This is a genomic window from Agromyces sp. PvR057, from assembly GCF_040547485.1.
Taxonomy (GTDB): domain Bacteria; phylum Actinomycetota; class Actinomycetes; order Actinomycetales; family Microbacteriaceae; genus Agromyces.
Genome location: NZ_JBEPPT010000001.1, coordinates 329749 through 343503 on the forward strand (window position 1 = coordinate 329749; position 13755 = coordinate 343503).

At 73.2% G+C, this 13755-nt stretch carries 12 protein-coding genes; 10 read left to right on the top strand and 2 right to left on the bottom strand.

What is annotated here, in order from left to right; translation table 11 throughout:
* Positions 1 to 65: 65 nt before the first annotated feature.
* The 9 genes from ABIC29_RS01500 (at position 66) to ABIC29_RS01540 (ending at position 9783) form a co-directional block, all read left to right on the top strand.
* Positions 66 to 1685, top strand: a complete 1620-nt coding sequence (locus ABIC29_RS01500) for an ABC transporter substrate-binding protein (RefSeq protein ID WP_116080540.1) — start codon at positions 66 to 68, stop codon at positions 1683 to 1685.
* Positions 1682 to 2020, top strand: a complete 339-nt coding sequence (locus tag ABIC29_RS01505; protein ID WP_116080541.1) for a carboxymuconolactone decarboxylase family protein — start codon at positions 1682 to 1684, stop codon at positions 2018 to 2020. The genes ABIC29_RS01500 and ABIC29_RS01505 overlap by 4 nt, the downstream gene beginning before the upstream one ends.
* 26 nt (positions 2021 to 2046) lie before the next feature.
* On the top strand, positions 2047 to 3474 hold the full coding sequence (locus ABIC29_RS01510; RefSeq protein ID WP_354242093.1) for a M20/M25/M40 family metallo-hydrolase: 1428 nt from the start codon (positions 2047 to 2049) through the stop codon (positions 3472 to 3474).
* A 175-nt stretch (positions 3475 to 3649) separates the two neighbouring features.
* On the top strand, positions 3650 to 5047 hold the full coding sequence (locus tag ABIC29_RS01515; protein WP_116080543.1) for an NtaA/DmoA family FMN-dependent monooxygenase: 1398 nt from the start codon (positions 3650 to 3652) through the stop codon (positions 5045 to 5047).
* 168 nt (positions 5048 to 5215) lie between these two features.
* Positions 5216 to 6553 carry an aminotransferase class V-fold PLP-dependent enzyme gene (locus tag ABIC29_RS01520; RefSeq protein ID WP_354242096.1) on the top strand — a complete coding sequence of 446 codons (1338 nt, stop codon included), beginning with the start codon at positions 5216 to 5218 and terminating at the stop codon, positions 6551 to 6553.
* Positions 6554 to 6612: 59 nt separating this feature from the next.
* Positions 6613 to 7683, top strand: a complete 1071-nt coding sequence (locus ABIC29_RS01525) for a phosphate ABC transporter substrate-binding protein PstS (RefSeq protein WP_354242099.1) — start codon at positions 6613 to 6615, stop codon at positions 7681 to 7683.
* 97 nt (positions 7684 to 7780) lie between these two features.
* Positions 7781 to 8278 (top strand): FBP domain-containing protein, encoded by a 498-nt coding sequence (locus ABIC29_RS01530; RefSeq protein ID WP_116080545.1) that lies wholly within the window; start codon positions 7781 to 7783, stop codon positions 8276 to 8278.
* Between the two features lie 20 nt (positions 8279 to 8298).
* A complete protein-coding gene (locus ABIC29_RS01535) occupies positions 8299 to 9033 on the top strand; it encodes a hypothetical protein (RefSeq protein WP_116080546.1) in 735 nt (244 codons plus the stop codon).
* Between the two features lie 258 nt (positions 9034 to 9291).
* On the top strand, positions 9292 to 9783 hold the full coding sequence (locus ABIC29_RS01540; RefSeq protein ID WP_354242103.1) for an FBP domain-containing protein: 492 nt from the start codon (positions 9292 to 9294) through the stop codon (positions 9781 to 9783).
* A gap of 4 nt (positions 9784 to 9787) precedes the next feature.
* Here ABIC29_RS01540 and ABIC29_RS01545 read toward each other — a convergent pair whose 3' ends face one another.
* Complete coding sequence (locus ABIC29_RS01545) at positions 9788 to 10558, bottom strand: SGNH/GDSL hydrolase family protein (RefSeq protein ID WP_116082166.1); 771 nt, start codon at positions 10556 to 10558, stop codon at positions 9788 to 9790.
* A 127-nt stretch (positions 10559 to 10685) separates the two neighbouring features.
* Between ABIC29_RS01545 and ABIC29_RS01550 the strand changes: the two genes are divergently transcribed.
* Positions 10686 to 12044: a GH1 family beta-glucosidase gene (locus ABIC29_RS01550; protein WP_354242107.1), complete on the top strand. Its 1359-nt coding sequence runs from the start codon at positions 10686 to 10688 to the stop codon at positions 12042 to 12044.
* Between the two features lie 54 nt (positions 12045 to 12098).
* Here the strand turns inward: ABIC29_RS01550 and ABIC29_RS01555 are convergent, their stop codons facing one another.
* Positions 12099 to 13670, bottom strand: coding sequence for a PucR family transcriptional regulator (locus ABIC29_RS01555; RefSeq protein WP_354242110.1), 1572 nt, complete (start codon positions 13668 to 13670; stop codon positions 12099 to 12101).
* Between the last annotated feature and the right edge of the window lie 85 nt (positions 13671 to 13755).

Consider the following 13755-nt stretch of genomic DNA (forward strand, 5'->3'; position numbering starts at 1 on the left):
ACCACCCGCACCACCAGACCACCCGCACCACCAGACCAGCACATCGAACACACCAGGAGAACCACATGCGCACCACCTCACGCTTCGTCGTCGCGGCCATCGCGACGACGACCGTCTTCGCCCTCGCGGGCTGCGCCGACGCCCAGCCGGCCGGCTCCGGCGATGCCGCGGCCACCGTCGTCGACGGCGGCCAGCTCGCCTTCGCGATCGCCAACGACCCGATCTCGCTGAACCCGTCGGGCACCGGCTCGGGCAACGACACGCTCTACGTGACCCGCCAGCTCGTCGACTCGCTGCTGTACCAGAACCCCGAGACGGGCCGCCTCGAGCCGTGGCTCGCCAGCGACTGGTCGGCGAACGACGACGCCACCGTCTTCACGTTCACGCTGCGCGACGACGTCACGTTCTCCGACGGCACGCCGCTCACCGCGGCCGACGTGAAGGGCACGTTCGACGACATCGTCGCGGCCGGTGCCGCGAGCCAGGCCTCGGCGCTGCTCATCGGCTACGACGAGACCGTCGCCGTCGACGAGCACACGGTCGAGGTGCGCTTCAGCGCGCCGAACGCGGCGTTCCCGAACTCGACCGCGACGGTGTCGCTCGGCATCGTCGGCGCAGCGACCCTCGAGACGCCCTACGACCAGCGCGCCGACGGTGCGGCGATCGTCGGCTCCGGCGCGTTCACGCTCGGCGAGTACACGAAGGACGTCGAGACCGTGCTCGAGCGTCGCGACGACTACGCGTGGGCGCCCGAGGCGCTCGGCAACGACGGCGCGGCGCACCTCGACGAGGTCGTCTTCCAGGTCGTGCCCGAGGCCAGCGTCCGCACCGGCAGCCTCACGTCGGAGCAGGTCGACGTGGCCGGCGGCGTGCAGCCGAACGACGTGCAGACCATCGAGGACGCCGGCTTCCCGCTCGTGTACCGCGCCAACCCCGGCGCGACCTTCGGCGTCTACTTCAACGAGTCGCGTCCGGTCGTCTCCGACCTCGCCGTCCGTCAGGCGATCGCCGCGGCGATCGACCCCGAGGTCGTGCGCGACACCGCGCTGAACGACCTCTTCGCGGTCGCCACGAGTTCGCTGGCGACGACCACGCCCGGCTTCGCCGACCAGGGCGACGCGTACGAGTACGACCCCGAGGCCGCAGCCGACCTGCTCGACGGTGCCGGCTGGACCGAGGGCGCCGACGGCATCCGCGAGAAGGACGGCCGGCCGCTCAGCCTGCGGCTCGCGTGGATCACGAACTTCGGCCCGAACCAGACGTCGCTCGAGCTCATCCAGCAGCAGCTGAAGGAGGTCGGCATCCAGGTCGAGCTCGTCGGCGGCAGCGTGCCCGAGTTCCTGAAGGTGCAGGAGTCGGGCGACTTCGACCTGTCGTGGCAGAACCTGTCCCGCGCCGACGGCGACGTGCTGCGCACCACCTACTCGATCGCCGCGAGCAACCGCCTGAAGCTCGACGACCCCGAGCTCGAGGCGCTGCTGCAGGAGCAGGCCGCGCTCGCCGACGCCGACGCCCGCGACGAGGTGCTCGCCGAGGCGCAGGCCCGCATCGCCGAGCAGGTGCACCAGGTCCCCGTGCACGAGCTCACCTCGATCCTCGGCACGCTGCCGACCGTGCACGGCGTGAGCCTCGGCGCCGACTCGCGCCTCGACTCGCTCGTCGGCGCATGGGAGGAAGCCGAGTGACCGGCTACTACGAGGCATCCGACCGCAGCTACACCAAGGTCTACAAGGAGCACACCCCCGACATCCTGAAGGCGTTCGCCGACTTCGACGCCGCGGTGTTCGCCGCGGAGGGGCGGGAGATCCCGCTGAAGTACCGCGAGCTCATCGCGCTCGCCGTGTCGGTCACGACGCAGTGCTCGTACTGCATCGACGCCCACTCGAAGAACGCGGTGAAGGCCGGGGCCACCGAGGCCGAGCTCGCCGAGTCGGCCTGGGTCGCGACGGCGATCCGCGCCGGCGGCGGCTACGCGCACGGGCGGCTCGCGTTCAAGCTCTCGGGATTGCACGAGCACTGATGGGCGAGACGCTGTTGACTGGGACGGTGAGCGGACCTTCGGATGGCACCCGGGCGGGCGAGGCGCGCGCGGGCGGTTCGCTGCTCGAGCGCGAGGCGCTGCACTACATCCGCGAGCTGATCCGCATCGACAGCGTCAACACGGGCGACCCGCGCACCATCGGCGACGGTGAGACGCGGGCCGCCCGGCTCGTGCAGGCGGCGCTCGCCGAGGTCGGCCTCGAGAGCGAGCTCATCGAGTCCACGCCGGGCCGCGGCAACGTCGTGGCCAGGCTGCGGGGCACGGCACCCGACGGCGGCGAGCCCGAGCGGGGGGCGCTCGTGGTGCACGCGCACCTCGACGTCGTGCCGGTCGAAGGGCAGGAGTGGCGGCATCCGCCGTTCGGTGCCGAGATCCACGACGGCGAGCTCTACGGGCGCGGCGCGGTGGACATGAAGAACTTCGCCGGCGTGCTCGTCGCGGTCGCCCGCGCGTTCGCCCGGGAGGGCTTCACGCCCTCGCGCGACCTCGTCTTCGCGTTCTTCGCCGACGAGGAGGCGGGCGGCACCTGGGGTGCGAAGTGGCTCGTCGAGCACCGGCCCGACCTGTTCGAGGGCGCCACCGAGGCGCTCAGCGAGGTCGGCGGGTTCTCGGTGCCGATCCCGTCACCGGCCTCGGGCGGTTCAGGGACGTCGGATGCCGCGAGCGAGCCGGGCCGGCACCGCCGCGCGTACCTCGTCGCCACCGCCGAGAAGGGCGTCGGGTCGGCGCGCATCACGGCGCGCGGGCGCCCCGGCCACGGGTCGCGGCCGACGCCCGACAACGCCGTGGTGCGGATCGCGCAGGCCGTCGCCGCGATCGGCGGGCACCGGTTCCCGTTCACGCGCACGCCCGCGCTCGAGGCGTTCCTCGAGCGCTTCGGCGCGGCGCGCGGCGCCGGGTTCCCGGAGGCCGCGGCCGACGTCGAGGCCGAGCTCGCCGCGCTCGGCTTCACGGGGTCCCTCGTGAGCGCCGGTGCCCGCGACACGGCGTCGCCGACCGTGCTCGAGGCCGGAGCCAAGACCAACGTCATCCCCGGCGTCGCGACGGCGAGCCTCGACGTGCGCGTGCTGCCCGGCCACGAGGCGTCCTTCGTCGACGAGCTGCGCGCCGTCGTCGGCACCGACGTCGAGGTCGAGGTCGGCAGATGGATCCCGCCCATCGCGTCGCCCGTCGACGCGCCGATCGTCGCGGTCATGCAGCAGGCGATCGAGGCCGACGACCCCGACGGGATCGTGGTGCCGTACCTGCTGCCCGCGAGCACCGACAACAAGCACCTGTCGCGGCTCGGCATCTCGGGATACGGCTTCGTGCCGCTGCGGGTGCCCGACGAGTTCGACGTCTTCGGGCAGTTCCACACGGCCGACGAGCACATCCCGGTCGAGGCGCTCGCCTTCTCGGCCCGCGTCACGGAACGACTCCTGCGCCTCGCCTGAGCACCTCGGGCGGTTCGAGACCGCGTTCTCGGCCGTCCGACGTGTCGTCATGCGGCGCAATGCGACGGTGTGTGTCGCCCCCTTACCGACCGCGTCGGCGGTGCTCGCGACATCCGGCCCGCTCCACCTAGCGTCGAGCCATGCCGAACACGACACCGCGACGAGGGGAACGACGATGACCAGACTCATCATCGGTGCGATGGTGCGCGCGATCGGCGCGTACCCGTCGGGCTGGCGCTATCCCGGAGCGCACCGCGATCCGCGACACGACGCCGGCGTGCTGCGCCTGACCGCCCGCCTGGCCGAGGAGGCCCGGCTCGACTACCTGTTCTTCGGCGACTGGCTCGCGACGGGCCACGACCTCGAGCACCACGACCCCTACCTCGTCGCCCGCATCGACCCGCTCTCGACGATCGCGCACCTCGCGGCGGTGACCGACCGCATCGGCCTCATCGCGACCGTCGACTCCACCTACGCCGACCCGTACACGGTCGCGCGGGCGACGGCCTCGATCGACCTGCTCTCCGGCGGTCGTGCCGGGCTCAACCTCGTGACCTCGGTCGATCCGCGCGCTGCCGCGAACCACGGGGTCGACTTCGACCTGGTGAATCCGACCCGCTACGAGCGGGCGGTCGAGTTCGAGGCCGTGCTGCGCCGGCTCTGGGACTCCTTCGACGACGACGCGATCGTGGCGGATGCCGCGTCGGGCCGATTCCTCGCCCCTGGCAGCCTGCACGAGACCGCGTTCCGCGGCGAGCACGTGCGCTCCGCCGGCCCGTTGAACGTGCTCCGCCCCGTGCAGGGGCACCTGCCGATCGTGCGGTCCGGGGCGTCGCCGCGGTCGCAGCTCATCGCCGCGCAGAGCGCCGACCTGGCGCTCGTCGCCGCGAACGACCTGGCCCACGCGGTCTCGGTGCGCGAGGAGTTGCGCGCCCTCGCGTTCGAATCCGGCCGCGACGACCGCACGCTGAAGGTCATCGCGCCCGTGCTGCCGATCGTCGGCGAGACGCGCGCCGACGCGCAGCAGCTCGCCGACGAGCTCTCCGAGCTCATGCAGCTCGTGGAGGACTGGCCCGACGGTCCGCCGGCGGGGTTCCCGGCCTCGCGGTCGCTCGCGAGCCTGTCGCCGCTCGTCGGCACCGACCTCACGGGCTGCTCGCCCGATCTCGCCGTGACCACGGCGATCGCGGAGCGCTTCGGCGCCGCGGGCCAGCAGCTCGTCGAGATCGTCGCCGAGCGCACGGGCCGCACGCCGGGGGGCACGCGCCCGCCGACGCTGCGGCACCTGGTGGTCGCAGCGGCCGTGAACGCCCCGATCATCGTGGGCACGGCCGCCGACATCGCGGGCGAGTTCGAGACCTGGGGCGAGGCCGGAGCCGTCGACGGGTTCAACGTGCTCTCGGCCGTGCAGCCCTCGCAGTTCGAGGCGTTCACCACGCTCGTCGCGCCCGAGCTCGTGCGCCGCGGCGTGCTGCCGCCGGCCTACGAGGGCGAGACGCTGCGCGAGCACCTCGGGCTCGCGCGGCCCGAGAGCAGCTTCGCGTACCCGCTCTACGCGGGCGCCCACATCTGAGGCCCGTACCTCCGCCGGTCGAGGAGGCGCTCCGGCGCCGCATCCAGCCGGCGCCACGGACATTCGTGACCGAATGTTGCACCCCGTGACCACGTGCGACGGGCATCGGTTGTCGCGCCGCCCGCCTCGGTCGTAGGTTCGACGCCTGACCCCGCGAATGGAGCATCCGTGATCGACACCGCAGCACGCGCCGACGTGCGATCGGTGCGCTCGGATGCCGCGGGCGGCCGGATCCCCGCCGGCGCCTCACCGCTCGCACAGCTGACCGACGCCGGCCTCGAGGTGCCCGTGCTCGGCGGAGCGACGGTGCGGCACGTGAACCTCGACGTCGCGGCATCCGCCCCCGCACTGCAGGCGGTCGCAGCCCACGTCGCGCGCGTGCTGCCCTACTACTCGAGCGTGCACCGCGGCAGCGGCTACCCGTCGCAGGCGGCGACCGCCCTCGTCGAGGACGCCCGCGTGAGCGTCGCCCGCCACGTCGGCGCCCGCGACGGCGACCTCGTCGTCTTCACCCGCAACACGACCGAGGCGCTGAACCTGCTCGCGACCGCCGTGCCCGGCGACACCGTGGTGCTCGACATCGAGCACCACGCGAACCTGCTCCCGTGGCGCAGCCGCCGCGTCGTCGTGGCCCGCCAGAGCATCGCCGAGACGCTCGTCGCGCTCGAGGGCGAGCTCGCCTCGCGCCCGGCCGCGCTGCTCTCGGTGACCGGCGCCTCGAACGTCACGGGCGAGGTGCTGCCGATCGCCGACCTCGCCCGCATCGCGCACGCGCACGGCGCCCGCATCGCCGTCGACGCCGCCCAGCTGCTGCCGCACCGACGCGTCGACCTCGCCGCATCCGACCTCGACTTCGTCGCGTTCTCGGGCCACAAGGCGTACGCGCCCTTCGGCGCGGGCGCGCTCATCGGCCGTGCCGACTGGCTCGACGCGGCACCGCCGTTCCTCGCGGGCGGTGGCGCCGTCGAGAACGTCGCCGTCGAGCGTGTCGAATGGAAGAGCGGCCCCGACCGCCACGAGGCCGGCACCCCGAACGTCGTCGGCATCGCGGCCCTCGCCCGTGCCCTCGTCGAGCTCGAACGCCTCGGCGACGCCGAGCGCGAGGCCCACGAGGCGCGCCTCACGGCCCGCCTGCACGCCGGCCTCTCGTCGCTGCCCGGCGTGCGCGTCATCCGAGGATTCGACGACGCGACCGACCGGCTCGCCATCGCGACCGTCGAACTCGAACGCGGATCCGTCGGCCTCGTCGCCGCGGCGCTCGGCGCAGAGCACGGCATCTCGGTGCGCGCCGGCCGCTTCTGCGCGCATCCCTTCTTCGACCGGGTCTCCTCCCGCTCGAACGGGCTCAGGGCGAGCCTCGGCGCCGGATCCACCCTCGACGACGTCGACCGCTTCGTCGCCGCGCTCGGCCTGCTCGTCGCCGACGGCCCGTCGCACGAGTACTCGCGCACGCCCGACGGCTGGTGTCCGGTCACCGACGATCGGCCGCGCGCGTCGTTCGACTGAGGCGCAGCGCACCGGCGCGCGACCGCGCCTTCGCGACGCAGCGTCAATACGATGGCGGTATGCGTTGGGCGAGGATCACCGGGGGGCTCGGCGCGTTCGTCGCCCTCGCCCTGTTGAGCGGCTGCGCCGTGAACGAGCAGGACCAGCAGCCCAGCGCCCTCGCCGGCACGATCGACGGCGCCGGGTCGTCGGCGCAGGCCGCGGCGCAGGAGGTCTGGATCGCCGGCTTCCAGACCGCGAACGGCAGCGCCACGGTCAACTACGACCCCGCCGGGTCGGGTGCGGGCCGCGACCAGTTCCTCGTCGGCGCGGTCGCGTGGGCGGGCAGCGACGCGGCGCTCGAGCCCGACCAGACGACCGGCGACGTCGGCCGCTGCGTCGACGGCGCGGGGGCCGTCGACCTGCCGCTCTACGTCTCGCCGATCGCGCTCGCGTTCAACGTCACCGGCGTCGACGAGCTCCGCCTCGACGCGGCATCCGTCGCCCGGATCTTCAGCGGCGACATCGACCGCTGGAACGACCCGGCGCTCGTCGCGCTGAACCCCGATGCCGCGCTGCCCGACTCGCGCATCACGGCCGTGCACCGTTCGGACGACTCCGGCACGACCGAGAACTTCACCGACTACCTGCACGAGGCCGCGCCGGCCGAATGGCCGAACGAGCCGTCGGGCACGTTCCCGTACGAGGGCGAGGCGGCGCAGGGCAGCTCGGGCATCGCCTCGGTGATCCGCGACGGCGTCGACGTCATCGGCTACCTCGACGCCTCCCGGGCCGCAGGCCTGGGCGTCGCGCAGCTCGCGGTGGGCGACGCGTTCGTCACCCCGTCGCCCGAGGCGGCCGCGGCGATCCTCGACGTCTCGCCCATGCAGCCCGGCCGTGCCGACGACGATCTCGTGATCGACATCGACCGGGCGACGGACGCCGCGGGCGCCTACCCGCTCGTGCTCGTGAGCTACGTGATCGCGTGCCGCACCTACGTCGACGCCGACGAGGGCGAGCTGGTCGCCGCCTACCTCGAGTGGATCGCGAGCGAGGCCGGGCAGGATGCGGCGGCCGACGGAGCGGGTTCGTCGCCCATCTCGGAGACGCTGCGCACCCGCGTGCAGGAGGTCGTGGCCACGATCGGCTGATCCGCGCTCGACTGCTCGGCTGTTCTGGCCCCGCCCGCCGCCGGCCTTCGTAGACTGGACGGGTTCGACGAACACGAGACGTTCACGGGGGAGACGGATGCAGGCGCTGACCGAGGCCGAGGTGCGCGGCGCGTTGCGCAACGCCTCCGCTGCGGAGCTCGCGCAACTGTCGTTGCCGGTGTCGTTCTTCGTGACGGAGTGGGCGCACTTCGACGCCTTCGCCTGGCGCGACCCCCGCATCAGCGGGCGCGGCTACCTCGTGACCGAGCTCGACGGCGCGCCGGTCGGCGTCGTGCTGCGCGCACCGTCGCCGGGCGGATCGCACCATCGCGCGGCGATCTGCACCCTCTGCCACACGCAGCAGCCGGCCGACCAGGTCGCGATGGTCTCGGCGCGCAAGGCGGGCGATGCCGGCGAGCGCGGCGACAGCGTCGGCGTCTACATGTGCAGCGACCTCGCCTGCCAGGAGACCGTGCGCCTCGGCTGGCCCGCGGCGCCGTCCGAGGTCCTGCCGAGCCTGCGCGAACTCGAACGCATCGAGGGCCTCGCCAGGCGCACCCGCGCCTTCGTCGCGAACGTGGTCGCGACCGACTGAGCCGCAGGGGAAGGATGACGATGGCGTCTCCCGAACGATCCGAGCTCGAGGCCCGGGCGGCCGCCCTCCGTCGCATCGTCTACGGCACGCCCGGAGGGCACCTGGGTGAGGCCGCTTCGGAGCTCGAGGCGGTGGAGGCCGAGCTCCGGCGTGCGGTTGCCATGGGCGGATCGCACGAGGCGCCGGCGGCGCTGATCGCCTCGCCGACCGACGAGGGGCGGAGGGCAGGATGGCTCGCGGTCGTCGAGCAGGTCGAGCAGGTCGAGCAGGATGCCCGCGCGCCCGGCGCTCCGCGCGGCACACGTCGCCGGGCCCTGGTCATGGTCGCGGTGGCCGCCGTCATCGCCGTGGTCGCCGTGCTCGGTCCGCTGCGAGAGCTCGCGGAGCCTCCGAGGGGCCTCGAGGTCTTCGACCGAGCGCCCGATCCGTCGCAGGCCCTGATTCCGGGGCAGGACGACATCCTGGCCCCCGAGGCGCTCGCCTCGGTGCGGTTCATCGGCTCCGAGGTGGGGTACGACGCCTGGGTGTTCCGCGATCGGGACGACGTCTGCATGGCGCTCCAGCGCGAGAACTGGAACGGGGCGGGCATCACGTGCGTGACCGAGGCGGAGTTCGCCCGCGCCGGCATCCGCCAGGTCGTGAGGTACGAGCAGCTGTACGACCTGGTCCGACCGGTCGGGGTGGGGCCGGGAGACGGCGTGGAGTTCGCGTGGACGACGGATTCGACCGAGCTCGAGTGGTCGACGCGCAGGTAGCCCACCCCGAGCGCTCAGGACCGCTGTGTACACTCGGCGCTTGTGAGTCAGACCGTTCCGTTCCCCATGCCCGTCGGGCGTCAGGAGGTCGTCGGCGTTCTCGATGCCGACAGGAGAGGGCCGACGCGCCCGTGATCGCGCGCGCCTCGGCGCGATCGTCTCCCTGAGACGCACTCGCTGCTCGGGGCATCTCCACCCGGAACCGAACCATCACGTCGGCTCGCACGAGCGACCCGGCACGACGAAGGACTCATCATCATGCTGCCCATCGACGGCGCGCGCATCCGCGCCTCATTCATCAACGTCTCGCAGCGCGAACGCGCCGCGGTGACGCTGCCGACCGACTTCGCGACCCTGCACTGGGACGCCTTCGACTTCCTCGGCTGGCGCGACCCGAAGCTGCCGAAGGTCGGCTACGTCGTCGTCGACATCGACGACCGCCTCGTCGGCGTCATGCTGCGCGAGGCCGACGGCCGCATCCGCACGCGGCCGCAGTGCTCGTGGTGCGAGGACGTCACGCTGCCGAACGACGTCGTGATGTACACGGCCAAGCGCGCGGGGGCGTCCGGTCGCAACGGCGACACGGTCGGCACGCTCGCCTGCGCGGGCTTCGAATGCTCCCGCAACGTGCGCCGCCTGCCGTCGATGGCCTACATCGGGTTCGACGTCGAGGCAGCCAGGCTGCAGCGCGTCGAGGCGCTGCGCGAGCACGTGGCCGGGTTCGTGCAGGCGGTGCGCGAGGGCTCCTGACCGCTCAGTGGGCGGAGTCGGGCGTCAGGGGCTCCAGCGTTGCGCGCTTGGCTGCGCGCCCGTCGCCCGACGAACGGCCGGTGAGTCGTCGGCCGATCCACGGCAGCACGAACTCGCGGTAGTAGGCGGCCGTGTTGCGGCTGCGCGCGCCCGCAGGGGCGGCGGCGACCTCGGCGACGCCCCACTCCTCCGGCACGGGCACGCCGATCGCGGTGAGCACGTTGCTCGCGACGCGCGCGTGCCCGAGCGAGTTCAGGTGCAGCTTGTCGGCCGACCAGTAGCGGATGTCACGCAGGCCGCGGTCGTTGAAGTTGTCGACGAACGTGACGCCGGGCACGTCGGCGAGGTCGACGAGGGCGGTGGTCAGCCGGGCACCGCGCGCGTCGAACACCTTGCCGAGGGGGAGGTGCTCGGTGGGGTTCGCGCCGCTCAGCATGAGCACGTGGATGCCCTCGTCGCGGATGCGGTGGATCGCCTGGCGGAAGCGGTCGGCGGTGACCTGCTCGTCCATGCGCGGCCGCAGCATGTCGTTGCCGCCGCCGTTGAAGCTCAGCAGTTCGGGCTTCAGGGCGATGGCCGCCTCGAGCTGCTCGTCGATGATCGGACCGAGCTTGCGCCCGCGGATCGCGAGGTTCGCGTAGCCGATCGGCTCGCGTGCCGCGATGGCGAGGCCCATGGCGACGAAGTCGGCCCAGCCGCGCACGCTGCCGTCGGGCCGCTCGTCGCCGACGCCTTCGGTGAAGCTGTCGCCGATGGCCGCATAGGAGTGGAACATGCGCACCACGCTACCTTTCCGTGGCGCGTCGGTCGGTCGCAGCGATAGGGTTGGCACCGAGTGGGTCATCTGACCCACTCGGTGACGGCTTCCTTCGACGGTGAGGTACCCATTGGTCGATGCACGTATGCCCCGGTTCCCGAGCGGTTTCCGATGGGGCGCGGCGACCGCCGCCTTCCAGGTCGAGGGCTCCACCCGCGCCGACGGTCGCGGCGACTCGATCTGGGACGTCTTCACGCGAACGCTCGGCCTCGTGCTCGACGGCTCGAACGCCGACGTCGCGGCCGACAGCTACGTGCGGTGGCGCGACGACCTCGCCCTGCTCGCCGAACTCGGCGTCGACGACTACCGGTTCTCGATCGCCTGGCCGCGCGTGCAGCCGGAGGGCGCCGGGACCGCGCACGCCGCGGGCCTCGACCACTACGCCCGCGTCGTCGACGCGCTGCTCGAGGCCGGCATCCGCCCGCTGCCGACGCTGTACCACTGGGACCTGCCGCAACCGCTCGAGGAGGCCGGCGGATGGCTCGCCCGCGACACCGCGGCCCGGTTCGCGGACTACGCCGCCCTCGTGGTCGATGGCCTCGGCGATCGCGTCGGGCAGTGGATCACGCTCAACGAGCCCGCGATGACGACCCTGCAGGGGTACGCGCTCGGCACGCTCGCCCCCGGGCGCACGCTCATGATGGCCGCGCTGCCGACCGCGCACCACCAGCTGCTCGCGCACGGCCTGGCGACCCGGGTGATCCGGGCGGCCGGCGACGCCGAGGTCGGCATCGTCAACAACCACACCCACGTCGTGCCGGCGAGCGACGACCCCGCCGATCACCTCGCCGCCGGCGCGTTCGACGCGATCTACAACCGGATCTTCGCCGACCCCGTGCTCGCCGGGCGCTATCCCGACCTGTCGGGGCTCGGCCTCGACCGCATGCCGGGGCTCGAGGACGGCGACCTGGAGCTCATCGCCGCGCCCATCGACTTCTACGGCGTGAACTTCTACAACCCCACCAGGGTCGCCGCGGCATCCGCCGACTCGGAGTTCGCCGCCGCGGGCCTGCCGTTCGAGCCGGTCGAGATCGAGGGCGTGCCCGTGACCGGCTTCGGCTGGCCCGTCGTGCCGGAGGCGCTCACCGAGGTGCTCGTCTCGCTGCGCGAGGAGCACGGCGACGCACTGCCGCCGATCGTGATCACCGAGAACGGCGCCTCGTACCCCGACGAGGTCGTCGAAGGGGACGACGGCGGCCGCCGCGTGCACGACCCCGAGCGCATCGCCTACCTCGACGGGCACATCCGCGCGGTGCACGACGCGATCGAGCGCGGCGTCGACGTGCGCGGATACCTCGTCTGGTCGCTCATCGACAACTTCGAGTGGGCCGACGGCTACACGCAGCGCTTCGGGCTCGTGCACCTCGACCTCGACACGGGTGAGCGCACCCGCAAGGACTCGTTCGACTGGTTCCGCGACCTGATCGCCGCGCAGCGCGGCTGACCTCGAGCCGGGCGCACCGCCGACCTCGGGCGAGCGGATGCCGCGGGTCGGCGCCTACTGCACCGCGAGCAGCGCGGCCCAGAGGTCGGCCCGCGCGTGGAACCCCGAGAGGTCGCGCTCGAGCAGGCGCTCGGCGAGTGCGATGCGGCTGCGCACCGTATGGCGGTGCACGCCGAGCTGCTGCGCGGTCGCATCGAACTGCCCGCCGTGCTCGAGCCACGTGCGCACGGTCTCGACGAGGGAGGTGCCGGATGCCGCGTCGTGCTGCACGAGCGGCGCGAGCGTCGCGACCGCGACCGCCCTGGCATCCGTCCTGGCGAGGAACGCCAGCACGCCCTGACGGCTGATCTCGTCGAACGCGACGACGCGGGCGGGAGTATCGCGGCCGCCGGACTCCCGGGCGCGCTCGAGCGCGCGGACGGCCTGTTCGTGCGCGGCCGCGAGGCTCTCGATCGGCATCGCGTCGGACACGCCGACCGGAAGGTCGAACTCGGAGCAGAGCTCGTCGGCGATCGCGGAATCCGCGGCCTCGAGCACGAGCACGACCACCCCGCCGTCGCGGGCGAAGAAGAGGCGCCCGCCGCGCTCGTCGACGCGCAGCTCGAGCAGCTCGGTCATGCGGTCGAGCGCGTGCACCGCGGCATCCGTCACGGCGACGCGCACGGGCCCTTCGGGCAGCGGACCCCACATCTCGGAGGAGACCTGTTCGGCCAGGGAGCTGTCGCCCGCGAGCAGGCTGCGCAGCAGGCCCGTGCGCAGGTGCCCCCTGGCGCGGTCGAGGTCGCGGTTCTGCTCGAGCGAGAGCCCGGCGAGCGCGATCACGGCGGTGACGACCTCGCGGCCGGCCTGGTCGAGCTCGGGGGAGTCGCCGACGGCGAGCACGCCGCGCAGCGCGCCGCCCGAACCCAACGTCTGCATGGTGATGCGCTGGGGGGCGTCGGTGGACTCGCCGACGAGCACGGTGCGGCTCGCCCGCTGCCCGCGGCGCAGCATCGAACGCGCCTCGCCGACGACCTCGCCGAGGCGGGGCTGGCCGAGCGCGCCCTCCGGCGACTCGCGGTCGAGCGCCCCCGTCGCATCGACGAGCCCGACCCAGGTTCCGAGCCGCTTCGAGAGCTCGGCGAGCGTCGCGGTGAGGCCGTCGGGTCGCAGGGCGGCACGCGAGATCGCACGCTGGGCGGAGAGCGCCCAGGCCTGCCGCGCGTACTCGTCTTCGGCGAGCAGGTCGGCCACGAGCTTGGCGATGGCGATGAACGGCACCCGGTAGGGCACCTCGAAGAGCGGCAGGCCGAGCTCGAGGCAGGCGTCGACGAGGGCCGCCGGCGTGCCGTCGCGGATCACCTCGGTGCCGAAGCCGAGTGCGGCGACGCCGCGGTCGCGGAGGCGCTGCACGTACGTGAGCGCGAAGCCCGCGGCATCCGCTCGCGCCTCGTCGAGGTCGAACTGGGTGCCCGTCGTGAGCAGCACCTGGCCCGCGTCGAGGAACGGGGCTGGATCGGCGAGGTCGGAGCTGTGCGCCCAGACCACCGGAGCGGTGAGTGCATCGGCGGGCAGCGCGGCCGCCGGCGTCAGCAGTCCGAGCGCGAGCTCTGGGCGGTCGAGCAGGGTCTGCACCGTCGGCTGCACCGTGACCACCCTCCGCTCGGCATGTACGCGGTGTCGAACATGCAGCCTCGAGTGTACAGGCGGGCCTTGTGCGGTCGGCCGGGCG